The sequence below is a fragment of the Bacteroidota bacterium genome, from assembly GCA_016720935.1.
Classification (GTDB): Bacteria; Bacteroidota; Bacteroidia; order AKYH767-A; family 2013-40CM-41-45; genus JADKJP01.
Window position 1 is genome coordinate 1,160,754 of record JADKJP010000006.1, and the last position, 26,490, is coordinate 1,187,243.

Annotated in this window: 26 protein-coding genes; 5 read left to right on the forward strand and 21 right to left on the reverse strand. The window is 40.2% G+C overall.

The features are described from left to right. Positions 1 to 7 precede the first annotated feature (7 nt). The 5 genes from IPP86_13000 to IPP86_13020 form a co-directional block, all read right to left on the reverse strand. Positions 8 to 445, reverse strand: coding sequence for a DUF1569 domain-containing protein (locus IPP86_13000; protein ID MBL0139425.1), 438 nt, complete (start codon positions 443 to 445; stop codon positions 8 to 10). 20 nt (positions 446 to 465) lie between these two features. After that, positions 466 to 1,713, reverse strand: a complete 1,248-nt coding sequence (locus IPP86_13005) for a DUF1015 domain-containing protein (GenBank protein MBL0139426.1) — start codon at positions 1,711 to 1,713, stop codon at positions 466 to 468. Between the two features lie 51 nt (positions 1,714 to 1,764). Then, complete coding sequence (locus IPP86_13010) at positions 1,765 to 2,841, reverse strand: alanine--glyoxylate aminotransferase family protein (protein MBL0139427.1); 1,077 nt, start codon at positions 2,839 to 2,841, stop codon at positions 1,765 to 1,767. 106 nt (positions 2,842 to 2,947) lie between these two features. Then, a complete protein-coding gene (locus tag IPP86_13015; protein MBL0139428.1) occupies positions 2,948 to 3,853 on the reverse strand; it encodes a hypothetical protein in 906 nt (301 codons plus the stop codon). A gap of 72 nt (positions 3,854 to 3,925) precedes the next feature. After that, on the reverse strand, positions 3,926 to 4,273 hold the full coding sequence (locus tag IPP86_13020; protein MBL0139429.1) for a 4Fe-4S dicluster domain-containing protein: 348 nt from the start codon (positions 4,271 to 4,273) through the stop codon (positions 3,926 to 3,928). 128 nt (positions 4,274 to 4,401) lie between these two features. On the opposite strand from IPP86_13020, the gene IPP86_13025 reads away from it, so the two are divergent. Next, a complete protein-coding gene (locus IPP86_13025; protein ID MBL0139430.1) occupies positions 4,402 to 5,481 on the forward strand; it encodes an acyl-CoA reductase in 1,080 nt (359 codons plus the stop codon). 127 nt (positions 5,482 to 5,608) lie between these two features. Here IPP86_13025 and lepB read toward each other — a convergent pair whose 3' ends face one another. From lepB to uvrA, 9 genes are all read right to left on the reverse strand, one after another. Further along, on the reverse strand, positions 5,609 to 6,766 hold the full coding sequence (lepB, locus tag IPP86_13030) for a signal peptidase I (protein MBL0139431.1): 1,158 nt from the start codon (positions 6,764 to 6,766) through the stop codon (positions 5,609 to 5,611). Between the two features lie 88 nt (positions 6,767 to 6,854). Continuing rightward, positions 6,855 to 7,598: a 4-hydroxy-tetrahydrodipicolinate reductase gene (gene dapB, locus IPP86_13035; protein MBL0139432.1), complete on the reverse strand. Its 744-nt coding sequence runs from the start codon at positions 7,596 to 7,598 to the stop codon at positions 6,855 to 6,857. Between the two features lie 6 nt (positions 7,599 to 7,604). Next, positions 7,605 to 8,183: a hypothetical protein gene (locus tag IPP86_13040; GenBank protein ID MBL0139433.1), complete on the reverse strand. Its 579-nt coding sequence runs from the start codon at positions 8,181 to 8,183 to the stop codon at positions 7,605 to 7,607. Positions 8,184 to 8,267: 84 nt separating this feature from the next. Then, positions 8,268 to 9,167, reverse strand: coding sequence for a ParB/RepB/Spo0J family partition protein (locus IPP86_13045; GenBank protein MBL0139434.1), 900 nt, complete (start codon positions 9,165 to 9,167; stop codon positions 8,268 to 8,270). Continuing rightward, entirely contained in the window at positions 9,157 to 9,972 is an 816-nt protein-coding gene (locus tag IPP86_13050) for a ParA family protein (protein MBL0139435.1), read from the reverse strand. The genes IPP86_13045 and IPP86_13050 overlap by 11 nt, the downstream gene beginning before the upstream one ends. Positions 9,973 to 10,053: 81 nt before the next feature. Continuing rightward, positions 10,054 to 10,734, reverse strand: a complete 681-nt coding sequence (locus IPP86_13055) for a metal-dependent hydrolase (protein ID MBL0139436.1) — start codon at positions 10,732 to 10,734, stop codon at positions 10,054 to 10,056. 269 nt (positions 10,735 to 11,003) lie between these two features. Further along, entirely contained in the window at positions 11,004 to 12,083 is a 1,080-nt protein-coding gene (locus IPP86_13060) for a M48 family metallopeptidase (protein ID MBL0139437.1), read from the reverse strand. 104 nt (positions 12,084 to 12,187) lie between these two features. Further along, on the reverse strand, positions 12,188 to 12,535 hold the full coding sequence (locus IPP86_13065) for a PUR family DNA/RNA-binding protein (GenBank protein ID MBL0139438.1): 348 nt from the start codon (positions 12,533 to 12,535) through the stop codon (positions 12,188 to 12,190). A 217-nt stretch (positions 12,536 to 12,752) separates the two neighbouring features. Further along, entirely contained in the window at positions 12,753 to 15,692 is a 2,940-nt protein-coding gene (gene uvrA / locus IPP86_13070; GenBank protein MBL0139439.1) for an excinuclease ABC subunit UvrA, read from the reverse strand. 462 nt (positions 15,693 to 16,154) lie between these two features. On the opposite strand from uvrA, the gene IPP86_13075 reads away from it, so the two are divergent. The 3 genes from IPP86_13075 to nth all read left to right on the forward strand — a co-directional run bounded on the left by IPP86_13075 (position 16,155) and on the right by nth (position 17,885). After that, complete coding sequence (locus tag IPP86_13075) at positions 16,155 to 16,724, forward strand: RNA polymerase sigma factor (GenBank protein MBL0139440.1); 570 nt, start codon at positions 16,155 to 16,157, stop codon at positions 16,722 to 16,724. 76 nt (positions 16,725 to 16,800) lie between these two features. After that, complete coding sequence (locus IPP86_13080; protein ID MBL0139441.1) at positions 16,801 to 17,010, forward strand: hypothetical protein; 210 nt, start codon at positions 16,801 to 16,803, stop codon at positions 17,008 to 17,010. A 218-nt stretch (positions 17,011 to 17,228) separates the two neighbouring features. Then, on the forward strand, positions 17,229 to 17,885 hold the full coding sequence (gene nth, locus IPP86_13085) for an endonuclease III (GenBank protein MBL0139442.1): 657 nt from the start codon (positions 17,229 to 17,231) through the stop codon (positions 17,883 to 17,885). A gap of 71 nt (positions 17,886 to 17,956) precedes the next feature. Here nth and IPP86_13090 read toward each other — a convergent pair whose 3' ends face one another. The 7 genes from IPP86_13090 to IPP86_13120 form a co-directional block, all read right to left on the reverse strand. Next, the gene (locus IPP86_13090) at positions 17,957 to 18,733 is read right to left on the reverse strand and encodes an SDR family oxidoreductase (protein ID MBL0139443.1); all 777 of its coding nucleotides are present in this window, start codon (positions 18,731 to 18,733) and stop codon (positions 17,957 to 17,959) included. A gap of 77 nt (positions 18,734 to 18,810) precedes the next feature. Next, on the reverse strand, positions 18,811 to 19,620 hold the full coding sequence (locus IPP86_13095) for a phytanoyl-CoA dioxygenase family protein (protein ID MBL0139444.1): 810 nt from the start codon (positions 19,618 to 19,620) through the stop codon (positions 18,811 to 18,813). A gap of 276 nt (positions 19,621 to 19,896) precedes the next feature. After that, a complete protein-coding gene (locus tag IPP86_13100) occupies positions 19,897 to 20,118 on the reverse strand; it encodes a hypothetical protein (protein ID MBL0139445.1) in 222 nt (73 codons plus the stop codon). Between the two features lie 58 nt (positions 20,119 to 20,176). Further along, positions 20,177 to 21,508 (reverse strand): HAMP domain-containing histidine kinase, encoded by a 1,332-nt coding sequence (locus IPP86_13105; protein MBL0139446.1) that lies wholly within the window; start codon positions 21,506 to 21,508, stop codon positions 20,177 to 20,179. A 49-nt stretch (positions 21,509 to 21,557) separates the two neighbouring features. Beyond that, positions 21,558 to 22,235 carry a response regulator transcription factor gene (locus IPP86_13110; GenBank protein MBL0139447.1) on the reverse strand — a complete coding sequence of 226 codons (678 nt, stop codon included), beginning with the start codon at positions 22,233 to 22,235 and terminating at the stop codon, positions 21,558 to 21,560. A gap of 14 nt (positions 22,236 to 22,249) precedes the next feature. After that, on the reverse strand, positions 22,250 to 23,434 hold the full coding sequence (locus IPP86_13115) for an aspartate aminotransferase family protein (GenBank protein ID MBL0139448.1): 1,185 nt from the start codon (positions 23,432 to 23,434) through the stop codon (positions 22,250 to 22,252). 34 nt (positions 23,435 to 23,468) lie between these two features. Beyond that, entirely contained in the window at positions 23,469 to 23,771 is a 303-nt protein-coding gene (locus IPP86_13120) for a hypothetical protein (protein MBL0139449.1), read from the reverse strand. A 469-nt stretch (positions 23,772 to 24,240) separates the two neighbouring features. On the opposite strand from IPP86_13120, the gene IPP86_13125 reads away from it, so the two are divergent. Next, positions 24,241 to 26,394, forward strand: coding sequence for a S8 family peptidase (locus IPP86_13125; protein MBL0139450.1), 2,154 nt, complete (start codon positions 24,241 to 24,243; stop codon positions 26,392 to 26,394). Positions 26,395 to 26,490: the final 96 nt, after the last annotated feature.

A 26,490-nucleotide genomic window follows, 5' to 3' on the forward strand; every position in this document is an offset into this window, starting at 1 on the left:
TAATAATTCAACAACCAAATTGTTTCAAATGATGATCGAGGTGGAGATAAGTTGCTCTTCCCCATTCTTTATTGGATAATTTCCCGAAGAAAGGATGAGGAGATAAACTCGGCATGGATCTCATGTTGCTGAGCATTTTCAGCAATACATCTTTGTCGTTTTTAAGATCAGATGGACTGGTTCCTTTCTTTTCTGCATCATAATACGGACTGGTTGGCAATTTTCCTTTCGGCCACGGAAGAATGTAAAGTGATAACCATTTTATAAATGTCCGGCTGAAAAAATTACTCATGTCTTTCGTTAGCCTGGTTCCGGTGGCTTCTCTCAGGATATCTGTTGCGTGACAAATCATCTGAGCGGCATTCATTTTTCCCCAAAATGCTTTACTTGTTGAGTCGACTTTTTCTATCCTTGAAGAGATTTCGCGATAGTCGATATCGTTCATGATATTTTTCATGCAAAGTATTAGTCGTTTAAGGAATGCAAAATTAATCCGCTTCTTAATTTAGGTTCGAACCAGGTTACTTTTGGAGGCATGGTTAATCCTCCGTCAGCGATGTCAATCAGTTGCTTCATTGAAACAGGATACATTGAAAAAGCTACTTCCATTTCGCCGGAGTTGACGCGTTTTTCAAGTTCTCCTAATCCTCTTAATCCACCTACAAAATCAATTCTTTTATCTGTTCTGAGGTCTTTGATATTCAGAATTGGTTCGAGGATTTGTTTGGAAAGAATGGTTACATCCAAAACACCAATCGGATCATTATCGTCAAATGTTCCTTTTTTAGCAGTTAGCTTATACCATTGCTTACCTAAATACATACCGAATTCATGAAGGTGTTCAGGTCTGTATGCTGTTGAACTTTTTTCTTCTATATCAAAACTCTTACTGATCGCGTTTTTAAATTGGTCCTGAGTCAAACCATTCAGGTCTTTTACAACTCTGTTGTAATCCAGGATAGCCAATTGATTGTCGGGGAAGTGAACCGCAAGGAAGAAATTGTATTCTTCTTTTCCGGTATGATTTGGATTATTTTCTCTTCTTTCTTTTCCAACCAGAGCTGCAGCCGCGGTACGGTGATGTCCATCCGCTACGTAAGTCTTAGGTATCGCGGCAAAATAATTTGTGATGCGATCAATTCTGTTTTTGTCACTCACAACCCAGAACTGATGACCGATGCCATCTTCTGTAACAAAATTATACTCAGGTTCAGCTTTGATGATTTCATTCACCAGCGCGTCAAGAGCCGCTACATGACGGAAAGCAAAAAATACCGGTTCGTAATTGAGACTGCTTACACGCACATGGTTTTTACGGTCTTCTTCTTTATCAGGACGCGTAAGCTCATGTTTTTTGATCACATCATTCACATAATCGTCGACAGAAGCACCTCCGACAATACCATACTGAGTTCGCCCGTTCATTGTTTGGGCATAGATGTAATAGCATTCCTGCGCATCCTGAAAATAAATTCCGTCTTTGAATAATTTGTCGAAATTCTCTTTTCCTTTCTTGTAGATTTCAGGCGCATAGTGATCAAAATCATCCGGAAAATCGATCTCAGGTTTGATGACGTGATAGAAAGACAAAGGATTTCCTTCCGCTTCTTTTCTGGCTTCCTTTTCGTTGAGCACATCATAAGGTTTGGAAGCGATCTTCGCTACAAATTCTTTTTTTGGTCGGATTCCTTTGAAGGGTTTAAGTATTGCCATTGTATTAATTGGTGAAGAATGAATTATTATTTTGTTGAATAATATCAGGAATTACTGAAGCTTCAGAATTTTCTCCATTTCTGAAGTTAATTCCTCGAGATCTTCCAGTGTAAGATCTCCCATGTGACCGATTCTGAAAGTTTTATCTTTAAGTTCATTGTAACCATTCGATATCAGCATGCCTCTTTGAGCAAGTTCTTTGTTGAGTTCGCTGACATTAATATTTCTTGTATTGCGAATGCATGTCACAGTTAAGGATTCAAAACCCGGCATACAATACACTTCAAAATAGTGATTGGCCCAGTTGATCATGTATTCTGCCATCTCAATGTGACGGATAAATCGGTTCTCGATATTTTCTTTTTCGATACGATCCAGTTGAAAATCCAGAGCGAACATGTGCGATAAGGAAGGAGTGCAATGATATTGATGATCCTTCTTCTCAATGAAACGTAACATTGTTCCAAAATCCAGATAATATCCTCGCGGTCCGATTTTTTCAATTCGATCTATAGCCTTTTGAGAAACAGAAGCGAGCGATAATCCCGGAGGAAGTGCAAGTGCTTTTTGTGAGGATGTGATACAAATATCTACACCAAGACGGTCAACTTCAATTTTCGCTCCTCCAAGTGAGCTCACACAATCCAGCATCCAAACCACATCCGGATACTTTTTCATGACTACAGAAATCGCTTCAACAGGATTCATGATTCCTACTGAGGTTTCATTATGGGTGATCGCGACTGTATCGTATTTGCCTGTCTTCAGGTATTTTTCTACGGTCTCCGGTAATGTCGGATGACCGGATTCCTCTTCGTGCAGGTCGGCTTCAATACCGTTTAATTTGGCGAGTTCATACCATCGTTTTCCAAATGCGCCCACAGAAAAAACGATTGCTCTTTTTTGTGTCGCGCTTCGGATAGCGCCTTCCATCAAACCGGTACCTGAAGAAGTGCTCAGGACAATCTTATTCTGGGTGAACATCAGTCGCTGCATTTTTTGAGTAATGCGCTTCTGGAGTTCGGAAGCTTCTTTGGTCCTGTGGCCAATCATGGGTGTTGCCATCTTGGCTAAGACATCCGGATGAACAAAAGTGGGCCCAGGGATAAATAGTTTCTTGATTTCCATATTTCTTACCGGGTTTTCAGCATGCGAAGCTATAAAAAAAGCCTTTAGGAAAGACTTGAGAACAGCCTTCCTTCACGTCATTTAACCTCAAAAATTGATTGAAGCATCAATTGGTTTGTTTTTTCTGACTTCCTTTGGTTCTGACGTCAACATCCTGCTGAAGTATCCATTTCCCCTTTTTGAATTTCATTGCATCATAGGTGCCATCAGGACCACCAATTGTAACCTGGTCTTCACTACCTTGATTTTTATCAGAAGTCCCGGAAAGATGATCGAAGACAAGCATATTTTTTGAATTGTCATATCGCAAAGTCATCACTGATTGAGCGGTGAATGTGAAGACTAATCTGTTTTTATAAACTTTGCCGGTTTTAAAGAGTGGAAAACCGAATCGTGGATTGTCATGATCAAAATACAATACCTCCGCCACCTTTTGTGTAGAGATTGAATTGACGCCTTTCCACCCAAGTAAAGTGTAAAAAGTACGTTTACCTGCCTTGTTTTCAAGAATGGAATAATACACAGATCCATACCATCTTTCCGAAATTAGTTTTTCTGATTGTGGTTTCTGAATAACAAGTGTGGAATCCTGCAGCGGAATTAGTCGGATTTTATTTCCCGAATCAGAAGGCACCTGGATGTATCCAAAGTAATCGTATCGATTTCCGTCAAAGTAGGGTAGTGTCCAGGTATAAATTCTGAATTTCTCTCCCGGAGCAGTTAACACGGAAATATTTTTTATCGTATCGAAATTTGCCTGATAGGATGAAGGGATTCGCAATACCGAATCAATAATTTGTCTGAATTGTAAATTAGATGCTAGCCTTGTTGAATCGTTTTTGCCTCGTTGAATTTCGTGAATCAGATTTTGAAAGAATGATTTTTTAGTGCTGTCCGTTTCCGGTTTCGCAACAGTGTCAGGCTGTGAGAATAAATGTACAGGAATGACAAACACGAGAAATGTGATTATTCTCAGCCGATAAAAAAGAGTATTGATTCTCAGGAATGCCATTTTGTAAAATTAAAAAAACCGCAAACTATAACGGTTTGCGGTTCTTAATATTCTTTTAATCGCTTGGCTAAATTACACGTGCAAACGACCTTTTTTAGCTAACAAATCATCTTTGCTTTCACGGAAATCAGGATCATCCACACAGCAATCAACCGGACAAACGGAAGCGCATTGTGGTTCGTCGTGGAATCCGACACATTCTGTACATTTATCAGTAACGATATAGTAAGCGTCCATAGAAAGTGGTGCCTGGGCAGCATCAGCATCTATTTCAGAACCGTCCATTTTTTTAAACATACCTTTGACACTAGTTCCATCGGAGAAACGCCATTCAGCGCCTCCTTCGTAGATTGCATTGTTCGGACACTCCGGTTCGCAAGCTCCACAATTGATGCATTCTTCTGTAATCTTTATGGCCATAAAAATTTCCTTTCTACTTTTGAGGTTCAATAATGGGAGCAAAATTAACCAGAAAAAGTACATATCAAAACGGAATACAAGGAATTGTGAACTGAATTGGAATTGCTGATAAGAAAATAAACATGTTGATGAATCAGAACCAAAGGATTAGTGCTTTCGCAGAGTTAGGGGCTAAACTGAAGCAAATGCTGGAAAGCACAGAAAACACTGTAGGACAAGGAGATACAATAGACTCTGATTTTCGTCATGTACTACGGTCTGCACAACTCCAGAATCCCTGGTTTATCCCTGAAAATACTGTTTTTGCTTTGAGGCAATGGGCAGAGTTACTTACAAAAAATAAGCTTGAAAGTTGGATTGAGCCGTATCATTTGCAATTAGAAAAGCAGCTTGTCTCCAAAAGAGTCGGGGTGGTCAATGCGGGAAATATTCCACTGGTAGGATTTCATGATTTCCTGAGCGTATTGATAAGCGGACATTCATATCTCGGAAAAAATGCATCCGATGACGCATTGCTTCTTCCATACATTGCCGGTTTATTGCAAAACATCGAACCGGGGTTCAAAGAACAGGTTTCTTTCACCGATCGGTTGGCGCATTATGATGCAGTGATCGCGACCGGCAGTAACAACACAGCCAGATATTTTGAGCACTACTTTGGAAAAGTACCTCACATTATCCGTAAAAACAGGAACGGTGTTGCTGTGCTCAAGGGTAACGAAACTGCAGCACAGCTCAAACTTCTTGGCGAAGATATCTTTCGTTATTTTGGTTTGGGATGCAGGAATATTTCAAAACTGTATGTCCCTGAACAATATGATTTTTCCCTCTTTTTTGAATCCATGATGTCTTTTCAGGATGTGATGGGTCACAATAAGTACATGAACAATTTTGAATACCACAATACTGTCTATTTATTAAAGACAATTCCTTTTCTGCAAAATGGTTTTATGATTCTCAAAGAGGATGTCTCCATCCCGTCACCGATCGCTGTTGTTCATTATGAAAAGTACACAGATGAAAATGAGTTACGACAACAACTCATCAACGACAGAGAAAAATTGCAATGTATTGCAACTGAAAATAAGGAGTTGTTCTCCGGATCCGGTCTGGAACAAATTCTTACCGACTTAGGAAACACTCAACACCCGGGCCTAAGTGATTACGCGGATGGAGTGGATACGGTGAGGTTTCTTTCTGTAATATAAGTTTTATGTTCCGGGTTCCGAGTTGTTTTTTTTGGATTATCTAATCTCAATTCGGAATATGAAAAACATAATTCAAAACTCGAAAACCGGAACTTGAAACCCGGAACCCGGAACCCGAAACCCACAGTTAATTATTCGGTATCAAGTGAAACAACCTTCCCCACCTGATTTTGTGAAGGAAGCTGCCATTCGTATCCCAGCTCATCCAGATAAATACAGCTTTACCCACTACATGATCTTCTGGTACAAAGCCCCAGAAGCGTGAGTCAGCACTGTTGTGCCTGTTGTCTCCCATCATAAAATAGTAATTCATCTTGAAGGTGTATGAATTGGCTTCGGTTCCATTGATAAAAATCTTATCATTTCTTTCTTCCAGTTTATTGCCTTCATATTCACCAATCACTTTACGATAAAAATCTATATTACTTGTGTCTATTGGGATCGTAGCTCCCTTTTTTGGAATCCATAGTGGTCCGAAATTGTCAACGTTCCATCCATATTTTGAATTGAATGGAAAAATGAAATCCTGGTAAATCTTCCTTGGAACCATGTTTGGCTCAATCTTTTTCACGTTACCGAACGATTTCAAAGTTTCGGCTGCACTTCTGGTCAGGAAGAAATTAAATTCTGTCGGAGACATCATTTCGCCATCGCGAAGGCCAAGCTTATCAATCGCTTGTTCACTAAATCCTGTTCCATCGGTTACTACATGATAGGATGTTTGTGAATTGATTGGTAAAGGAATTGGTTGTCCCTGTATAAAAACGTCTCTGTCTTTCAATTCAATGGAATCACCCGGCAATCCGATGCATCGTTTAATATAATTCTCTTTCTTATCAACCGGTCGACCAAGGTTTTCTGCCGGCCAGTTAAAGACAACGCAATCCCCGCGATTTACATGACCAAATCCCGGAAGTCGGTGATAGCCGATTTTGATCCATTCCAGATAAGATTTCCCTCCGACAAGCGGTAGCGTGTGATGGGCAAAAGGAAAAGATAGCGGGGTCATCGGAACTCGTGCACCATAACTCACTTTACTCACAAAAAGGAAATCACCAACAAGAAGTGATTTTTCCATGGATGGAGTAGGGATGGTATAAGCTTCTATGAAGAAGGTTCTGATAATTGTCGCTGCAATGACTGCGAAGATGATGGCATCAACCCATTCGCGAACAACTGTTTTTCTTTGTCCCGGTTTTGGTTTAAGTAAAAACCAGACACCAAGAGTAAAAATTCCAAACAGAATGTCTTTAATCAAATCCCAGTTTATTCTGAATTTAGCCATGCGATTTTTCTTTATAAATATAATTCGCCTTTGCGAAGGTAACTTAGAGAAGCTTCCGCATTGGTTAACAGCTCGTTAATTATCCACATCAGAACTTTAATAAATCCTGCATTCCAAAGAGTCCTTTTTTTCCTTTCAACCATTCAGCAGCTACTATTGCACCCAGTGCAAATCCTTGTCTGCTCAGGGCTTTATGAATGATTTCTATTTCATCTTCATCCGAGAAGTATTTCACAATGTGCGTTCCGGGAACTTCATCTTCACGGGTAGAAAAGATGGGAAGCTCCGTGTTGTCATCTCCCTCGCCGGAGATATTTTCGTCACCCTTGTAATTCTTCCAGTACTTGATCCGGTCCATTTCACCAATGATTTGTTCAGCAAGAGTTATCGCAGTTCCACTGGGTGAATCCAGCTTATGAATATGATGACTTTCGTGGATAAACACCTCGTCGTATTGTTCGAGCTTATTCATCAAACCTGCAAGTTTTTTGTTGATCTCAAAAAAAACATTCACTCCTATGCTGTAATTTGAAGCATAGAAAAACGAGTGGTTTCCGCTTCGACAGAGGTTTTTTACCTCAGTCAATTCTTCGTTCCAACCGGTAGTTCCAGAAACGACAGGTAATCCTGCATTAAAACAACGAAGGACGTTATCATATGCCGCATCAGGCTGACTGAATTCAATGGCAACATCTGCCTTTGAGAGCTCTTCAGATGTAATGCTTGCGCTGTTTTCATCTGTAACAATCAGACTAATCTCGTGTCCTCTTTTTTTTGCCAGCGCTTCAATTGCTTTGCCCATCTTTCCGTGGCCAATGAGAATTATTTTCATTTCCGATTACTTGATATTAAGGGTGAATTTTATTCCTGCCATTGGCTCACCAAATGGATTTGTTTCCAAACAAGGTCCGGTTTTTAAACTCAGGTTATCGCTTACATCAAAATCCAATAATTGGGCGTCTACATAAGCGTCGATAACATTCATTGTGTACAACACTCCCGAGAGGATATAACAAAGATCCCTGTTTCTTCGGTAGTAATCCTTTCGGACTTTTAGATCATCGTTGGAGTATCGCGGATAATCATCTATAGTGTTTGGGTCGGTATCGTTCCTGTACAAATAGGCTGTCTTGAACTTGTGATAATATCCATTATTGAAATCAATGAAGTAAACCAGAGTTCCAAACCCGGCATAAATCACAGGTATTTTCCAGTATTTTTTATTGATCGCCTGACCTAGTCCGGGGAGCACGGCAGAAGAAAGTGCAGTTCGATTTGCTCTCTGTTTAGACTTTAAGGAAAGTGAATCAGGTTCAGATGCACTTACACTACCTGCATTCAGTAAATAAAAAATGACAACAGCGAAAAAGACACATACGCCTTTACTAAAAAAGTGTCGGCGGTGTGGTGATGTCATTTTTTACTTTAAGGATTTTGGGATAAACTACACTGATTCCGGAAGAGTTTGTTTCAGGTTGTACAGATTGAAACACAAGGCTGCTTAATAATTAAGCAATTCCAGAATCCGGTTCAGATCACTGTCATTTTCAAAAGGAATCTGAATCTTTCCGCTTCCATTTTGGGCACGTTGCAACTGGATCTTTGCTCCAAAATGACTGGAAAGAATATTCTGAATTTTAGTAAACTCAAAGGACAACTGGTTCTTGTGCTGATTTTCTTTTTTTCGTAGTGTAGATTTATTTCCACGTTCCCGAGCCAGATTTTCAACATCGCGGACGCTCAGTTGTTTTTCAATAATCTCATGATAGAGCGCAAGCTGTCGATCAATATTCTCAACTCCAAGAATTGCTCTTGCATGACCCATACTCAGACGTCCGTCACGAATGGATGCCTGGATCTCGGGTGGCAATCTCAACAAACGAAGAAAGTTGGTGACCGTACTTCTGTTTTTACCGACACGAGTACTGAGTTCTTCCTGAGTCAGCGAACATTCTTCAAGCAAACGTTTGTAACTGATAGCGACTTCAAGCGCGTTGAGATCCTGTCTTTGGATGTTTTCAACCAAAGCCATTTCCAGCATTCCCTGGTCGTTGGCAACACGTATATAGGCTGGAATGGTTGTAAGTCCTGCCAGTTTGGAAGCCTTAAACCGACGTTCACCTGAAATGATCTGGTATTTATCATAGCCAAGTTTACGAACTGTAATCGGCTGAATGATTCCCTGCTCCTTGATAGAATCAGCAAGCTCCTGAAGCATTTCCTTGTCAAAATCCACACGAGGTTGAAAGGGATTGGCTTCAATCTGATCAAGCTGAATCTGTGCAACGGAACCTACAACTCCGGTTGAGCCGGTGACACCTGTTTTACTCGTTACATCGGTGTCGGCATTCTCCAACAATGCACTGAGGCCTTTGCCCAGCGCGCTTTTCTTAGTGCTCATCTGTTACCGGAATTTTCTTATCTGCTTCTTTAATTTTGGTGAGGTTATTCTTCTGAAGAATTTCCCTTGCAAGGTTGAGGTAATTGATAGAACCCTTGCTGCTTGCGTCATGCATGATGATGGTTTGTCCGAAACTCGGAGCTTCACCAAGTTTTGTATTTCGTTGAATGATGGTGTCAAAAACCATCTGTTGGAAATGTGTTTTTACTTCTTCAACAACCTGGTTCGACAAGCGCAAACGGCTATCATACATAGTTAACAAAATGCCTTCGATTTCCAATTCAGGATTGAGACGGCTTTGAACAATTTTAATCGTGTTCAGCAATTTGCCGAGACCCTCCAGAGCGAAGTATTCACACTGAACCGGAATGATCACAGAATTCGCCGCGGTGAGCGCATTGATGGTTACCAATCCGAGGGAAGGAGAACAATCAATGATGATGAAATCATACTGACCGGATAATTTGTCTAATACATCTTTCATTTTACGTTCCCTGTTCGGAAGGTTGATCATCTCAATTTCAGCACCCACAAGATCGATGTGGGAGGGAAGCAGAAACAAATTTGGTGTCTCTGTTTTCATGATGATGTCCTTCGGATCCGCTTCGTTGATGATGCATTCATAAATGCTCATTTTGATCGTCCGTGGATCATAACCTACACCCGAAGTGGCATTGGCCTGAGGATCACTGTCGATCAACAAAGTTTTATATTCGAGTACAGCCAGGCTGGCAGCAAGATTCATTGCTGTCGTTGTTTTTCCTACACCGCCTTTTTGGTTTGCAATGGCTATTATTTTTCCCATATCGTCAATCGTGTTATTATTTTTTGGCAATACATCCTGACCTGTCTGATTTATTCAGGTCATTGAACGTTGTACTCTTAATTATATTTCAATGGCTTCGCCGATTTTCATTAACAATAACTGTTTCCCGGCGAGATCGAATTTTCGTTTCGAATCCTGCTGGTCAATTTTTATCATGTCGAATGTATCGTAGTGCATGCCAATAATCGTATCGCATTTGATGAAATCAGAAGCAATGACCGCATTGTCAATTCCCATCGTGAAATTATTTCCGATAGGAAGAAAGGCGAAATTCATCCGCTTGAAATCTCCAATGAGTTTCATGTCGAAATGCAATGCCGTATCTCCGGCATAATAGAAATTGCCTTCCGGTGATTCAATCAGAAATCCCATTGGATTCCCGGCGTAAGTTCCATCCGGAAAACTGCTGGAATGCTCCGCACGTACTGATTTTACTTTGCCGAATTCAAAGATCCAATGTCCACCGATATTCATCGGATGTGTATTGGTAATGCCTTTCTTTTGAAGCCAGCTGTGAATCTCCCAGGCTGAGATTACTTTTGCATTTGTCTGCTTTGCCAATTCAACCAGGTCCGCTGTATGGTCTTCATGTCCATGCGAAACAAGGATATAATCAGCTTCTATTTTCGTTGTGTCAATGTGCTTTGCCAGAGGGTTGTGTTTAATAAATGGGTCAAAAAGCAGTTTTTTACCATTTATTTCAACCAGAAAGCAGGAATGACCAAAATAAGTTACTTGCATAGAATTTTAAGAACTGCAAAAATAAGGTTTTAGGGAGGATTAACTTTCTAAAGTTACCAACATGAATCGAATACAGAGAGGGAAGCAGGGAAAAGTTGTAACAAAAAATTGTTCATTAGTATTCCAAATGGGAAGAAGCGATCGGCAATATTGATTCAAAAATCTATGAATTTTGAGGCTGATTAGATCAACTCACAGCACACTCATTTAAATTATAAAACACTGTATATCAAATATATAAATACAAATAAATAGATTTCGCTTTTGCTTCATTTCGAGGATCCGGCCTTTATTTCCAGAAAAATTCTTTGGAGCAAAGAATCCGATTGTGCTGTGGAACCTTCATTTCTCAGGTAATCTTCAACATATTGAATCCTCTTTTCTGTAACCGGATGTGTACTTAAAAAGTCCGGAATTTGAGCCGAGTCTTCTTTGCTGAGTGATTCCAGCAATTCCTTCATTCCCTTTGGATCGATCTTATTCCGTTTTAGGATTGCCAGTCCTTCCAGATCAGCAGCCTCTTCATATTCTCTGGAAAAGGAAAGTGTGCCCAGGATATTCGCGTTTTTTGCCATGGTACCCATCAACCCCTCCACATCACTGGAAAGTGTGGAAACCAAAAGGTATGCTGCAAGATTTTTTGCAAGCAATTTCATAGAATGTCTTTGAGTTACATGTGCCGCTTCATGACTCAACAAAGCGGCTAGTGCATTTTCTGAAGGCAACAGTGGCAGGATTCCGGAATAGACGATTATGTTTCCATCCGGCAATGCAAATGCATTTGCTTCTTTTGACTGAATGACTGAAAATCGGAGTGTTCTTGCCGAATCGAATTGAATTCCGGATGCAAAATCACGAAGTCTTTTCGTCTGAACAGAGTCTATGTTTTCCTTTCCTGTAATGCCCTCATACAAAGATTCACCAATGCGGGTATCAAAGGAAGTTGGAAGAATGTCCACAGCCCTTTCCGCAACCCATGGAAGAACAAAAAAATAACTGAGGAGTATCAAGCCAAAAAAAGCGGAAAGCATAAGCAGATAAAAATAAATGCCTGCATTGTTAATCCTGTTCATTAAACCGGAATACCCTTTCTGTGCTTTTTTCTTTCTTAAAAACCGGGCAAATTCCAGTTGCTGAAATTGAACATGACCGGAACCAGAATCGGACTTGCTAAGTGTTGCAAGCTGGCCGGAAATAACAATGTTCAGGGACTTTAAATGCCAGTGTAAACGCACGTCATTCTCACGGTGAATGATGAGATCATTCGCGATTTCATCAAAGGATATTTGAACATCTTCACCCGAGGAATTTTCACTTTCAAAATAAATTGCTGACAGCAGAGAATTCATTTGATAAAAATGTGGACGAAATATTTTTCAATGTATTATTCATTTATTGAAAAAACAAAAGCCCTCTTTTTTACAAAGAAGGCTTTCAAAAGTATACCTATTTTTTATTTACCGAGATCGTCAAAATTCACATCACTAAATGGAGAAGCTGAATCGCCTTGTCCATGGCTGCTTCCGGCAGAATGGTCAGGAGCATCCACTTTTAATGTTCCTACATGCGCAATCGCTTCATTCAACCCATCAACAAACTTTTGAAAGTCTTCCCTGTAAAGGAAAATTTTATGCTTTTCAAAAAATGGATTGCCATCATCTCCGATGCGTTTCTTGCTTTCTGTAATGGTCAGGTAAAAGTCATTGGCCTTTGTACTTTTAACGTCGAAGAAATACGTGCGCTTTCCTGCTCTGACCGATTTAGAAAATACTTCTTCACGCTGGCTGTTGTGCTCTGACATAAAATAATTAGCTTATTTGTTTAATGGATACGCAACAAAAATAGAAAATTATTTAAATGAACAAGGCCGGAGGTATCTTTTTGAGTACCTGGAAATCAGCAAGAAACAGAGGTTGTTATTCGTTTTTATTCAATTCTGACAGTTTCTAAGATTTCCAGAACAGGCTGCGCCTCTTTTGGAAACAAGATTGTCCATATTAAAACAGCTTTCAGGCGAATCAATGGTTAACCAGTTTTAGCTTTTCAGCTATGAATTGACCGGTGAAGGATTCCTTACAAGCAGGTAAATCTTCCGGAGGGCCTTCGAAAACTATATTTCCACCTGTATCGCCACCTTCAGGTCCAAGGTCGATCACCCAGTCTGCACACTTGATAATATCCGGATTGTGCTCAATGATGAGCACTGAATTTCCCTGTTCTATCAACATGTCAAAAGCCTTGAGAAGCTTTTTAATATCGTGAAAATGGAGACCAGTAGTGGGCTCATCAAAAATGAACAAAGAATGATCGTGTGCCTGGCCTTTACCCAGGAATGAAGCCAGTTTAATTCGCTGAGCTTCTCCTCCTGAAAGCGTGCTGGAGGATTGTCCGAGTCGGATATAACCTAAACCAACATCCGCCAATGGTCTTAATTTTGTCGCGATCTTATGATCATTGCCGGCGGATTTCAAAGGAGCACTGAAAAATTCAATGGCTTCATCGACAGTCATTCCAAGAAGATCCGCTATGTTTTTTCCTTTGTATTCAATATCCAGGATTTCCTGTTTGAATCTTTTCCCATTACAATTTTCACAAAGCAGATGAATATCGGCCATGAATTGCATTTCAATGGTGACTTCGCCTTCACCTTCACAAACTTCACAACGTCCGCCTTCGACATTGAAACTGAAATGTGAAGGCTTGTATTTGCGGGATCTCGAAAGTGGAAGGTCAGCATACAATGCTCTGATCTCATCGTAAGCTTTGATATAAGTTACCGGGTTGGATCGTGATGATTTTCCAATCGGATTCTGATCAACAAATTCAATGGAAGTTATTTTGTTGTAATCTCCACTTACTTTATCAAAAACTCCGCTTTGTTCTCCATATCCACCATGAATTTTTTTAAGCGCCGGATACAAAACTTTTTTTACCAGACTTGTTTTCCCCGAACCGCTCACTCCGGTTACCACCGTCATCACACCAAGTGGAAATTTTACTGACAAATTCTTCAGATTATTTTCCCTTGCACCTTCTACTTTTACAAAACTGTTCCAGCTCCTTCTGCGATAGGGAATAGGTATACTTTCTTTTCCACTGAGATATTGGCCGGTATAGCTTTTCCGATCAGAGAGAATTTCTTTGTATGTACCCTGGAAAATAAGTTCCCCGCCGTTTCTTCCTGCATCCGGACCGATATCAATAAGTTCATCGGAAGCTTTCATGATTTCTTCGTCGTGTTCAACAATAATGAGTGTGTTGCCAACATCACGAAGCGATTTGAGCACTTTAATTAATCGATCGGTATCCCGCGGATGCAAACCAATACTGGGCTCATCCAATATGTACATTGAACCAACCAGACTGCTTCCCAGTGAAGTTGCAAGATTGATACGTTGTGATTCACCTCCGGAGAGAGTGTTTGACAATCGATTTAATGTCAGGTAACCCAGGCCGACATCACTCAGGAATTGCAGCCGGCTTGTAATTTCCAGCAGAATCCGTTTCGCGACCTGCATTTGATAATCGCTCAGTTTCAATTCACGGAAGAAACGCAGGTTGTCCTGTACAGGCATCAGCACAACATCTGTAATGGATTTTCCATTGATCAATACATAAGCTGCATCTTTTCTCAATCGTGTTCCACGACAATCCGGACACATGGTACGTCCGCGGTAACGAGATAACATGACACGGTACTGGATTTTATACGCCTGTGATTCGACCCATTGAAAAAATGAATCAATGCCTTTAAAATAATTGTTCCCTTCCCAAAGCAGCTTGCGCTGATCGCGGGTGAGTTCAAAAACAGGGCGATGAATCGGGAAATCAAATTTGTAGGAACTGCGAATCAACTGTTCATTCCATTCTTTCATCTTGTCACCGCGCCAGCATACAATGGCACCTTCATACACCGAAAGGCTTTTGTCGGGCATCACAAGGTCCTCATCAATCCCTATGATGGAGCCAAATCCTTCACATCGTTTGCAGGCTCCATAAGGATTATTGAAACTGAATAACTGTGTACTCGGTTCTTCAAAACTGATTCCGTCCAACTCAAATCGATTGGAGAAAGAAATCAACTTGCTTTTTGCTGTATCCTGTATTTCAGTAATGCATTCTCCTTGTCCTTCGAAGAAAGCGGTTTGAACAGAATCGGAGATACGTGATATATTGTCCGGGTCATCCGGTTGTATCGTAAAGCGATCAATGACGATCTGAATAATGGATTGTTTGGTCGGAGTAGTTGATTTGATTTCATCCTCCGCGACACTCTTTTTTTTCCGAGTCGGTTTTGCTGTCGAAGCTCCTAAGCCAAGCGCATTGCTGACATTATCAAGTAAGGCAGCATTGCCTTTATCCAGCAATTCTTCAATCTTGTAAACTGTATCAATGATACGAACCCTGGTGAAACCTTTTTGCAAAAGAATGTTCAATTCTTCTATCAATGTTCTTCCGGCATGGAGCAGGAGCGGAGCGTATAAAAGTACTTTTGTCCCGGGAGGAAATGAGGAAAGTTCCTTCACCACATCGTCTACACTATGACGTTGTACTTCCTTGCCGGAAACCGGTGAATAGGTTTTTCCGATTCTGGCGAAAAGCAATTTCAGATAATCATATATTTCTGTTGAAGTGCCAACGGTTGACCGTGGATTTCTTGAGTTGACTTTTTGTTCAATCGCTACTGCAGGAGAAATACCTTTGATGTAATCCACATCGGGTTTATCCATACGTCCGATAAATTGACGCGCGTAAGAACTGAGGCTCTCCACATATCTTCGCTGTCCTTCCGCGTACAAAGTATCAAATGCCAGAGAGGATTTTCCCGATCCGGAGAGACCTGTGATCACCACAAATTTATTTCGTGGAATCGCAACATCAATATTCTTTAAATTATGAACCCTGGCGCCCTTTATAATGATAAATTGCTTCGGATCCAGTTTTTCTACACCTGCCATAAATTTTCCTGAACTGCGAAGATAACAAATAGGAAGGCAGAAAATTATTGAGAAAAACAACTGATTCAGGAAGCACTGGATTCCGGCTTAATTATGTGTTCATTTTTCCGGATTAATTGAGCAGTAATTTCAATGAGACTGACTTTTGAAAGGTCACAAACGAAGAGCGTTTGTATTTCTGGTTCAAATTGAACAAGTAAATCCTTTTGCAAAAGCTAATTTTTTGCACAAAATCAATCTTTTCTCAGAAATTGTAGGATTTTTCTAAAGATTTATTTGAATTCATTGAATTGATATGTTATATTTGATCTAACCAAAAGAAACCATCAGAGTTTTTTCAGGTAAAAAGGAATAGAAATAATTTCACACATTACTAAACGGAGGCATCGCATAGTTAAACTTCTACTTTAATTTTTTACTCACACATTAAAGCAGAAAACAACTATGGCAAACCTTCATCTGATGGATGATAAAGATCTTGTGCATCTTTATCAAAAAGGAGATCAACTCGCAATTTCTGAGCTTATCACACGCTATAAACAGCGTATTTATTCCACCATTTATTTTCTTGTACGTAACAGGGAACTTGCTGAAGACTTGTTTCAGGACACTTTCATTAAAATCCTGACCAGTCTTAAAAACAAGCATTACAGTGAGCAGGGCAAATTCTTACCCTGGGCTTTGCGCATTGCCCACAACCTGGTGATTGACCATTTCAGGAAAGATAAGCTGATGCCACTCCAGCATGATTCTGAAGAGTATTCTGTTTTTGATGTATTGCCTCAAAAATCCCGGAACGCGGCGGAACAAATGATTTACGATGAAAAAATAGCACAGGTAAGAGCCTTGCTTGACCAGCTACCCTTTGAACAAAGGGAAATCGTGATCCTTCGCCATTATGCCGGGCTTTCTTTCAAAGAAATATCCAACATGCTGAATATCAACATCAATACAGCTCTTGGAAGGATGCACTATGCAATCCTAAAAATGCGCGAAATGGTTCAAAAACAAGAAATTAATTTGAGGGAATGATTTATTCATTTCCTCAAAATATTTCTACGGAAGAGCCCGTTATAGGCTTATAAATTCTAATCTAAATTCAAATTGCATGATAAAAACTACTACTCAAAAAGATCTTCTTCTCTATGTTTACAATGAATCAAATTTGCATGAAAGCGATCGCGTTCAACGTGCTATCGATGGTGATCCCGTCATTGGTTCAACATTCAGGGAAATTGTTTCCATCGTACAGACCTTCGATGCTGTATATCCGGAACCCTCAGAGGAGAGCATTCAGAAAATAATGAAACTTGCCTGATAGGCAAAAAAAAACAGCGGGTAATTTACCCGCTGTTTTTTTTTGTTCTCTCTAACCTTTTCTTTTTTTCAATGAACCATAGGCGAATCGTTTATGAATATGATTCTAAACTAAGCCAGGTGCCTTCTCAAATCAATTTTATTCGATCAATTTCCTGTTCACTTGGGTGAATAATTTGTTCTGCATGGTGAATGCGGCAGCTGATTATCTTTGCAGGGATGACAAAAAAGGAGCGTTTCGAAAAAGTCCTTCATTATTTTCAAATTGAGCGACCGGTGGCCGAAACCGAGCTTGAATATGCCAGTCCTTATGAATTGCTCGTGGCCGTAATCCTTTCTGCTCAATGTACAGACAAGCGGGTCAATCTTACCACACCCTCATTCTTTGCTGAGTTTCCGGTTGCTGAAGCACTTGCCGCGAGTACGCCCGAACAAGTCTATCCTTTTATCAAAAGCATCAGTTACCCGAATAACAAGGCAAAGCATTTGGTGGGTATGGCCCGGATGCTTGTTCATGAATTTAAAAATGAGGTACCTGCTGATGTTGAACTATTGCAAAAATTACCAGGGGTTGGAAGAAAGACTGCCAATGTGATCGCGTCAGTAGTGTTCAATATGCCGGCTATGGCCGTCGATACTCATGTTTTCCGGGTATCCGCAAGGATTGGGCTAACTATTGGCGCGAAAAATCCCTTGCAAACAGAGCGACAACTCATAAAATACATTCCTGAAAATTTGGTGTCTATTGCCCACCACTGGCTGATTCTGCACGGTCGTTATACCTGCACTGCCAGAAACCCTCATTGCACTGAATGCGGCTTAAAACTGCTATGCAGGTATTATGAGAAAAATAAATTAAAAATAATGAGAGTTTAGAATTGAGGATTGTTGATTATTGATTGCTGATTGCTGATTGTTGATTGTTGATTGAAGATTGATTTTCTTTTTTACTCATACAATCCGGCGGCAATTTTTTCTGTAAGGGCCTTGGGTACAAAATACGTCATCCAGGTACTGATGCGATTGATGAAACCAGGAATGATTTCTACTTTTCCTTTAAACATTGAATTCACAGCAATTCGGGCAACCTCATCAGCCGGCATATTAAATTTAGATGCACGTTTGATCATTTCAGGAGTATGCATACCAGCTGCATGCATAAAATTGGTTTCAGTGGGGCCAGGACTCAGACAGGATACAGATACTCCCGAATTTTTTAATTCGTAACGAATACCTCTTGTGAATTGCAAAACAAAAGATTTACATGCCGCATAGATAGCCAGGGTTGGAACAGCCTGATATGCCGCGGTACTCGCAACATTTAGAATGAAAGATTGCGGCTGCTTTTTAAGATAGGGGAGCATGAGGTAAGTTAATTTTACCATCGTAAAAGTATTGATACGCATCATGGCTTCCTGTTCTGATAAAGTCAATGTATCGAATCGCCCCCAGAGTCCGTAGCCGGCATTATTCACAACAATTTGCAATGGAATTTGTTCCTCTTCAATTCTTCGGGCTATTGCATCGGCCGATTTTTCAGAAGATAAATCCAGGGCAATCGTGATAACTCTTACATTGTTTTTCTTGGTGAGTTCATTTGCAATTTCAGAAAGCAAATTTTCTGAACGAGCCACCATAATAAGATCGTAACCACGCATTGCAAGATTGGTTGCAATGGCTTTCCCAATTCCTTTACTGGCACCGGTAATGAGAGCGTAAGCCATGATTGTGATTGAAGGGTATAAAAAGAAAAATGGAATCAGAAATAAACTGATTCCATTTTGAAGATCGATTGTTCAAATTAACGAACCATTTTTTGGAAGTGATGATAGAATGGTGTTGCACTTTCATCGCTTTTCGGCATGTATTTTCCGAGGATAACAGGTGTGTACATCACTCTTCGTCTGCTGGCGGCACCAAAATGAGGGGACATCGCGACACGGTGCCAGATACGGCCATCGTGAACCACCATGTCACCTGCTTTTGCATCTACAAGCATTTCATGTTTGTCTTCGTCGTTGTTCAGGAAGTATGCCTTCTTGAAAAGCATTGAAAACATATTTTGTTTATGTGTGCCCGGTATGATTCTCAATCCGCCTTTATCTGATGATGAATCGTCGAAGTATAAACCAACGTTCAGCATCGGGAGTACTTTTTTTCCGTAGAAGATGTCACGCATACTGTCAGTATGCCAACCCATTTGACGGAAATTGCTGTTAGGAGTATTTACATAATGATTAAATACAACTCCGTCTTTTTCATTCTCAGCTATACGTGCCCCTGAAGGCAATAGTACTGTAAGGCACTTTACACGGTCACTGTTAACAAAATTGTGGACAGGTTCACTGAATTGGGAAGTGAATGGGAAACGATGAACAATTTGTTTTCCATTTTCATCAATTCCGTATTTGATTGGGACTCCATTAACGACCTTAACGTCATCGCGGATCCATTTTTCCTGAATTTCTTCTGTTGATTTGAGAATTGCACGCACCTCTTCAAGGCTTGCAACACCCTGAAAATGGATAAAACCATTCTTGTCGAAGAATGCAATTTGTTCATCGGTGAGTTTCGGACCCAGCGTGAATTTAGGATATTGGACTTTACTCATTATTCAGCTATTTGATAAAAAGGTAACAACATTGGAAATCAAACCAATGCGTTGGCTTAATTGAATGATGATGTGAAATCAGATTTAGTTTCCAGTAAATTTTGAACGACAAATATAAAATAATCTTTTTACTTACAAATACCTTGTTTTAAGTTCAAATTTCCATGTTATTCACAGTGATTTTTGAATCTTTCATTTCCTGAGCCAACAAAAAACCACCGGTGGACTAAACCGATGGCTTTTTGCAAAAAAATCAACGCAAAACACGATTTTCTATTATTTCTGCTTTTGGACTGATCTGGTCTTTTGAACGTGTGCAGGTTTTTTCTTTTGGTTATTGACCTGACGAACACTGCCTACGGGTTTGATAAAATGTATATTGTTTACCATCACAGTTGAAGTGAGGGATGTTTGTAAAGGTCTTCTGCCTGCCGGAGTTTGTGAATTGACTTGCATGCTTCCAATGAGAACTCCCATCAATAAGGAAATACCTTTCATTCCAGTTTAATTTATTTGGCAAATGTGCAGGGGGAACGGTGAAGGATAAGTGAAGGTTTCAATCGACGTGTAATGGAAAATAAATATGAAATTGTGTACCCTGATCAGGCTCACTTTCAACTTTCAAATCGATTTTATGAAAAGTCGCAATGGATTTTACGATCGGTAGTCCTAATCCGTAACTCAATCCGTCTTCAGGCCGAAATCTCTTGAAACGATCAAAGATGAAGGGTAGATGTTCGCTCGGAATCCCGACACCGGTATCAGCGATGCTCAGGTGAAAATGATCTGTTTCAAGTTTTCCCTTAAAGGAAAGTTTGCCTCCGCCTTTACTGTATTTTATTGAATTGGAAGCGACATTGAAAATTAAAGTATGAATAAGTGAACGGTTACAGGGTCCAAAGACAAAATCACTATCCCATTCCTGACTCACTTCAATTGATTTTTCTTCAATCCTTTCAGCCAATTCTTCATTCACTTCGTTGCAAATTTCCAGAAGAGAAACTTCATCGGTTTTCAAATACTGATCGTTTTCAATTTTTGAAATATAGAGCAATGCCTTTACGATTTTCGTGAGGCGGGAAAGTGTTTTTTGGGATTCCACCAGTCGGCTGAGCACTTCATTCGACAAGCCGGGTTCGTTGATGATATTTTCAATTCTGTTTTGAAGGATAGAAATGGGAGTAAGCAATTCATGTGAAACATTCGTAATAAACTCTCTTTCGATTTGAAACGTTTCCCTGATTTTTTGCATCATGTCATTAATGGAGCGATCAAGCTGAGCAAATTCATAGGTATTTGTTTTGACCGGAGTGGAGTCAAAAGTGGAAGGATGCTGTACATCCTTCAGCTTTTTATTGACAATGCGGTTAAAAGGAAGTAACAGGATTCTGGCAAAGCCCAAATCCAGAAAAATGGATAGCAGAATCACCGCGAATAAAATCCGAAGTGTAAACTGGCGAATGGTATCGTTCAACTGATCAATTGTACTGAGACCTTCTCCGATTTCAATTTCGTACAACTGGTTGTCATACAAAAAAGCCTGGCTTAGAACCCGGTGTTTCACAACATCGTTTTCAATCAGACGCTCCGTATTTTCAATTGTCCTTTTCCCAAAATCTCCTGGAAGTCCCGATAAAGGAGAGATAGAAACATATTCTTCCTTGAAAACATTGTAGCTGTCAAAACTGCAATCCTGGTCCAGGCTGATTTCATTCAACCCGCCAATCTGTACCATGCGCATCATTTTTTCCAATCTTGCGCTTAGTCGTTTATCGATATGATTGTAAACGATCCCCTGAATAATAATAGGAATAATTACTCCAAAAGCGCCGATGATGAGTGCTTTGGATATAGCATTGTACAGTACGAGTTTGACCTGGAGTTTCAAGTGAAGGAGTGGCCGGGGTGTAATCGGTCAGTGGATGGGCGAGTAATGATCAAGGCATGTTTAACCTGTAACCAATTCCTCGAACGGTTTCAATAAAGTCTGAATTGGCAAATGCAGCAAGTTTTTTCCTTAGATTTTTAATATGTACATCAATATAATTTGATTCGTAATCTTCCTCCAATACATCGCCCCATATATGCTCAGTTAATTGCACACGGGTAATAACACGGTTTTTATGCAGAGCCATATAATGCAAAATGTCAAACTCCTTTTTTGTGAGGTTAATGACATTTTTTTCAAAAGCTACCGTACGATTTTGAATATCCATGATAAAATCATGAATCTGAATAGTATTGTTTTTCAAACCATGCTTCCTGCGAATAATAGCCTGCATCCTGGCCTGAAGTTCCAGCAGCGAAAATGGTTTTGCCAGGTAATCATCAGCTCCCAGGTCCAGTCCGGTGATTTTATCATCGATGGTTCCTCTTGCCGTGAGCACAATAAACGCGGCATCCATTCCGGCTTCCTTGGCCTCTTTCAGGAGCTGGAAACCGTTATAATCCGGAAGACCAATATCCATCAGGACAAAATCATAAGAATTAACAAAAACTTTTTCAGATGCGCTTTTTCCGGTGAAAGCTACGTCGCAATGATAGCCTTGTTTGGTAAGAAAAATTTCAATCTCATGGGAAAGTTGCCGCTCATCTTCAACAATTAGTACATTCATAGTATTGTTCTGAATTATAAAGTATTTATAGCTTCAACGAGTGAAGCACAGGCAAATTTTATTTGGTCATCGGTGATAATCAATGGTGGAGCGATTCGAAGACAATTCGGGGCAAAGAGAAACCAATCGGTGATGATTCCTTTTTCCAGACATTTTTTTATTACCGCCTGATTGATCATTTCACTTTCGAACTCCAAAGCTAAAAATAATCCCAGACCTCGTACAGAACGAATATCAGGATGTTTTAACAAGGACTTGAAAAGATCTCCTTGTTTGTTAACCTTTTCATTTAATTCCGGTTTGGATATTTCTGAAAGGGCAGCATATGCCGCCGCACAAGACAATGGATGGCCGCCAAAAGTACTGATATGGCCTAAAACCGGATCATGAGTCAGACTTTCCATTATCTGTCTATTTGAAATAAAAGCCGCCAGAGGCAAGCCACCACCAAATGATTTGCCGAGCAACAGGATGTCTGGTATTATTCCGGTATGTTCCATTGCAAAAAGCTTTCCTGTTCGTCCCATTCCTGTCTGGATCTCGTCTAGAATCAAAAGGGCGCCAACTTCATTACATTTTCTTTGCAATGCCTCCAGAAAGCCGCTCTCCGGTAATACAATCCCGGCTTCCGCCTGTATCGCTTCAACAATTACCCCGGCACAATTTGAATCAATAGAATTCAATACCGAAAAATCATTGAAGTCTGAAATCAACCCTCCGGGCAAAAGAGGTCGAAAAGCATTTTTTAACATTTCATTACCGCAAACACTCAGAGCACCCTGAGAACTGCCATGATATGCATTGCGAAATGAAATGAAGTGACTTCTTCCGGTGTACCTTTTGGCGAGCTTTAATGCTCCTTCAACTGCTTCGGTACCGGAATTGGTAAAATAGATATTGTCCAGCTCCCGTGGAAGTAAAGAAGCAAGCAAAGTTGCCAGTTTCACCTGGGGTGATTGGATAAATTCACCATAGACCATCACATGCATATGCTTATCCAACTGTTCCCGGATGGCTCCAAGAACGAGTGGGTGTTGATGGCCAAGATTACTGACGGCAATACCTGAAATCAAATCCAGATAAGCTTTCCCGGAAGTATCGTATAAATAAACTCCTTCCGCTTTATCAATCATCAAGCCCATGGGCAATGGAGATGTTTGGGCTACATATTGATAAAACAGCTGTCTGTCGGTTGACATACTAAATTGAAATTACTTTAAGGAAATGCAAATATCAGATAATTGTTGATAATGTTTCCAATAAAGCTGCTTCATTCAATTCGATACTTTGTGGTTTTTGGAAGAAACGTTTCCTTAATTGGAGGCCTCGTACGGTTACTTTTGTATTGTGGTTTTCCATTTCTTCAACCACAAGATCCAGTTTCACCGAGGGTCTGCTCAATGAAAAATTCGTTTCTGCTGTGATGCTACCCAGCAAAGCATCAGAATTGATTACACGCATACCCAGTCGTGACAATGCACCTTGTGTACGCTTAAACACTTTTTCGTAAGGATACTGGAAAATTGAAGTTCTCATGATGTGTGGTTTTAGTTGTGGTTTTATGATTTTTATTTGTTTTTAGATAATAGAGGGTCGGGTAATGTTCTCCACAAGTCATTCAGTGGAAAATATGACAAATCCAACACTTCAGTTGAAGCGTTTTTTTATAGAAAAGAAATTGATACTAATGCGCAGTCATCCTGCAGAGTTCGCAAGATGTTCCCTTCCTGATTTTTTTAATAAATCAATGATCCCTGAACAAATATAACCATATTTTCCAATCGGTTACCTTGATTCAGACACCTGTTGAAAACTAAGAATAAGCTGTTGATAGAGCGTGAACAATTCAATATCAAATGATTAATTTTAGCTTTTTATATGATTATCCGGAAGCAGACAATTTTCAAGGATTTGCCTGAAAATTCCGTGATATGGGAATTGTTGTCAAAATTTTGAAGAACATTTCCTGAAAATTGAAAACTAACAAACCGAAATTAATTAATCGATGAAAAAACTGCTTTTCTTTTTAACGTGTATAATTTGCAATCTCCACCTGTTTGCTTCGGAACCCGGAAGTTCGATGAATCTTTTTCTTAAACAGAAAATGAATTCATCACCGGATAAATCCGAATTGATTACTGTATTGGTACAGGGAGATCTGTCACAAATTCAAAACAATGTCAAGCAATTCGGCGGAAAATTGATTAGTTCGGCTGGTGATATTGCCTCTGTCAGAATTTCCCTGAAAGGATTGGCAGAACTGACTCAGCTAAATGGAGTGAAAAGGATAGAAGCATTTTCACATCATTATAAACTGATGAATGATACCATGAGAATGCTTTCCCGTGTGGATGAGGTCATTCAGGGGCAGTCTCCGCTCACACAGGGATATAATGGCAGTGGAGTTGTACTTGGATTTATTGACTCAGGAATCGACATCCATCATCCCGATTTTCAAGACAGCCTTGGCCACTCGAGAATTCAATGGCTGTGGGATCAGAATTTGCCCAATGATACGAACACTCCTCAACCTTACGCATATGGACAGGAGTTTAGCGCCAGCGATATTGATAATAACCTTGCGAATGCTCATACAGGTGAAGCGGAATATGGACATGGTACTTATGTAGCCGGAATCGGTGCTGGTAATGGAAATGCACTTGGACACTTTCAGGGTGTTGCAACTCATTCTGACATCGTAGCTGTTTCTTTTGATTTCACACCGGATCTTGTGCCTCGACTTTCACATGCTGTAGAATACATCTTTACCAAAGCACAACAGTTGGGGAAACCCTGTGTGATCAATGTTTCATTGGGGGATTATTTTGGTTCCCATGATGGACTCGATCTCGAAGCTCAATATATTTCGAATCTTATCAACCAGCAAAACGGAAGAGTAGTTGTTGCTTCTGCAGGTAACATCGGTGTGATGTATCCCATTCACCTTGGTCGTTACAGTACAGTGAATGACACAGCGTTTACATGGTTTAAATACAATGCCGGTTACCCTGGAGCTTACATACAGGTATTCGCGGATTCTATTGATTTCATCCATATGCGTTACTCAATAGGAGCGGATAAGGTTACTCCATATTATGAATTCAGAGGAGCAACGAATTATGCTGCGGCAACTTCCTCTCTGAACAATACCATCACAAGAAATGTAACCAATGGAGGAAACAGAATTGGGATAGTACAGTCATTACTGACAAAAAACAATGGAGTCTATTCACTCGAAGTTTACGTTCAACCCGATTCCATAGATTATTATTGGAGATTTTCAACAACCGGTGACGGACATTATGATTCCTGGAATTACGACTGGGGATTTCAACCATTGCCAACACCAGCCGTTTATCCTCCAATGATTAATTACGTAGAACCGGATACTTTACAATCCATCATCACCGGTATTGGTTGCCTGGATAACGTGCTTACAGTTGGAAACTATTTCAATACAGACCGACATGTTGATGTGACCAATACACTTCAAATTACAGCCACCGATCAACCTCGTAATCTCGCCGCCAACAGTAGCCGGGGACCTACACGAGATGGAAGAATTAAACCCGATATTTGTGCTCCTGGTCATCATATTTTATCCTGTGGAGTATTAACTCAGATTCCAGTTATGATCTCAACTCAGCCTTATAAAGTAGCATTGGGAGGATTTCACATTACCGGAGGCGGAACGTCTGCTTCTGCACCTGTTGTTGCAGGAATCGCCGCACTTTATCTTCAAATGAATCCTACCGCAAGTTGGAGTGATGTGAAAACCGCCATGACTTCCTGTGCCGGTCAGGATCAATTCACCTGGGGGCCTTTACCAAATAATGCCTGGGGATACGGTAAAGCGGATGCCTTCGCAATGCTGACCAATTGCGGACCGGTAAATATTCAACCAATTCTCAAGGATGTTTCTATAAAATCCTATCCAAATCCGGCTAGTGGTATCATTGATATCGAATTGTTAAATGGAACTTCAGGTAATTCCAGGATTTCGGTTTCTGATCTCACAGGAAAAGTAATCCGCGAATTTAACGTCATTGCCGATCATACTAGGATTGATCTTAGTGATTTGTCTGACGGAATTTATTTCCTGAACTGGATTCAAAATGGAGGAATCGTTTCTGCACAGAAAATTGTACTCTCCAGATAATCGAAATAATCCTTATGTTCATAGTAATAAGTAGATTATTTCGCTTTCACAAATACTCAGTACTAATCCATTCACAACACCAGTAAAGGATTCCTG

Coding starts and splice junctions, on each gene's coding strand:
- IPP86_13050 (MBL0139435.1), bottom strand. CDS start 9,972: ATGGGAAAAATAATAGCCATTGCAAACCAAAAAGGCGGTGTAGGAAAA.
- IPP86_13100 (MBL0139445.1), bottom strand. CDS start 20,118: ATGAAAGGTATTTCCTTATTGATGGGAGTTCTCATTGGAAGCATGCAA.
- IPP86_13120 (MBL0139449.1), bottom strand. CDS start 23,771: ATGAGAACTTCAATTTTCCAGTATCCTTACGAAAAAGTGTTTAAGCGT.
- nth (MBL0139442.1), top strand. CDS start 17,229: ATGACAAAAAAGGAGCGTTTCGAAAAAGTCCTTCATTATTTTCAAATT.
- IPP86_13075 (MBL0139440.1), top strand. CDS start 16,155: ATGGATGATAAAGATCTTGTGCATCTTTATCAAAAAGGAGATCAACTC.
- IPP86_13025 (MBL0139430.1), top strand. CDS start 4,402: ATGAATCAGAACCAAAGGATTAGTGCTTTCGCAGAGTTAGGGGCTAAA.
- uvrA (MBL0139439.1), bottom strand. CDS start 15,692: ATGGCAGGTGTAGAAAAACTGGATCCGAAGCAATTTATCATTATAAAG.
- IPP86_13020 (MBL0139429.1), bottom strand. CDS start 4,273: ATGGCCATAAAGATTACAGAAGAATGCATCAATTGTGGAGCTTGCGAA.
- IPP86_13055 (MBL0139436.1), bottom strand. CDS start 10,734: ATGCAAGTAACTTATTTTGGTCATTCCTGCTTTCTGGTTGAAATAAAT.
- IPP86_13040 (MBL0139433.1), bottom strand. CDS start 8,183: ATGACATCACCACACCGCCGACACTTTTTTAGTAAAGGCGTATGTGTC.
- lepB (MBL0139431.1), bottom strand. CDS start 6,766: ATGGCTAAATTCAGAATAAACTGGGATTTGATTAAAGACATTCTGTTT.
- IPP86_13015 (MBL0139428.1), bottom strand. CDS start 3,853: ATGGCATTCCTGAGAATCAATACTCTTTTTTATCGGCTGAGAATAATC.
- IPP86_13010 (MBL0139427.1), bottom strand. CDS start 2,841: ATGGAAATCAAGAAACTATTTATCCCTGGGCCCACTTTTGTTCATCCG.
- IPP86_13090 (MBL0139443.1), bottom strand. CDS start 18,733: ATGGCTTACGCTCTCATTACCGGTGCCAGTAAAGGAATTGGGAAAGCC.
- IPP86_13115 (MBL0139448.1), bottom strand. CDS start 23,434: ATGTCAACCGACAGACAGCTGTTTTATCAATATGTAGCCCAAACATCT.
- IPP86_13000 (MBL0139425.1), bottom strand. CDS start 445: ATGAACGATATCGACTATCGCGAAATCTCTTCAAGGATAGAAAAAGTC.
- IPP86_13005 (MBL0139426.1), bottom strand. CDS start 1,713: ATGGCAATACTTAAACCCTTCAAAGGAATCCGACCAAAAAAAGAATTT.
- IPP86_13080 (MBL0139441.1), top strand. CDS start 16,801: ATGATAAAAACTACTACTCAAAAAGATCTTCTTCTCTATGTTTACAAT.
- IPP86_13060 (MBL0139437.1), bottom strand. CDS start 12,083: ATGAATTCTCTGCTGTCAGCAATTTATTTTGAAAGTGAAAATTCCTCG.
- IPP86_13045 (MBL0139434.1), bottom strand. CDS start 9,167: ATGAGCACTAAGAAAAGCGCGCTGGGCAAAGGCCTCAGTGCATTGTTG.
- IPP86_13095 (MBL0139444.1), bottom strand. CDS start 19,620: ATGAGTAAAGTCCAATATCCTAAATTCACGCTGGGTCCGAAACTCACC.
- IPP86_13065 (MBL0139438.1), bottom strand. CDS start 12,535: ATGTCAGAGCACAACAGCCAGCGTGAAGAAGTATTTTCTAAATCGGTC.
- IPP86_13125 (MBL0139450.1), top strand. CDS start 24,241: ATGAAAAAACTGCTTTTCTTTTTAACGTGTATAATTTGCAATCTCCAC.
- dapB (MBL0139432.1), bottom strand. CDS start 7,598: ATGAAAATAATTCTCATTGGCCACGGAAAGATGGGCAAAGCAATTGAA.
- IPP86_13110 (MBL0139447.1), bottom strand. CDS start 22,235: ATGAATGTACTAATTGTTGAAGATGAGCGGCAACTTTCCCATGAGATT.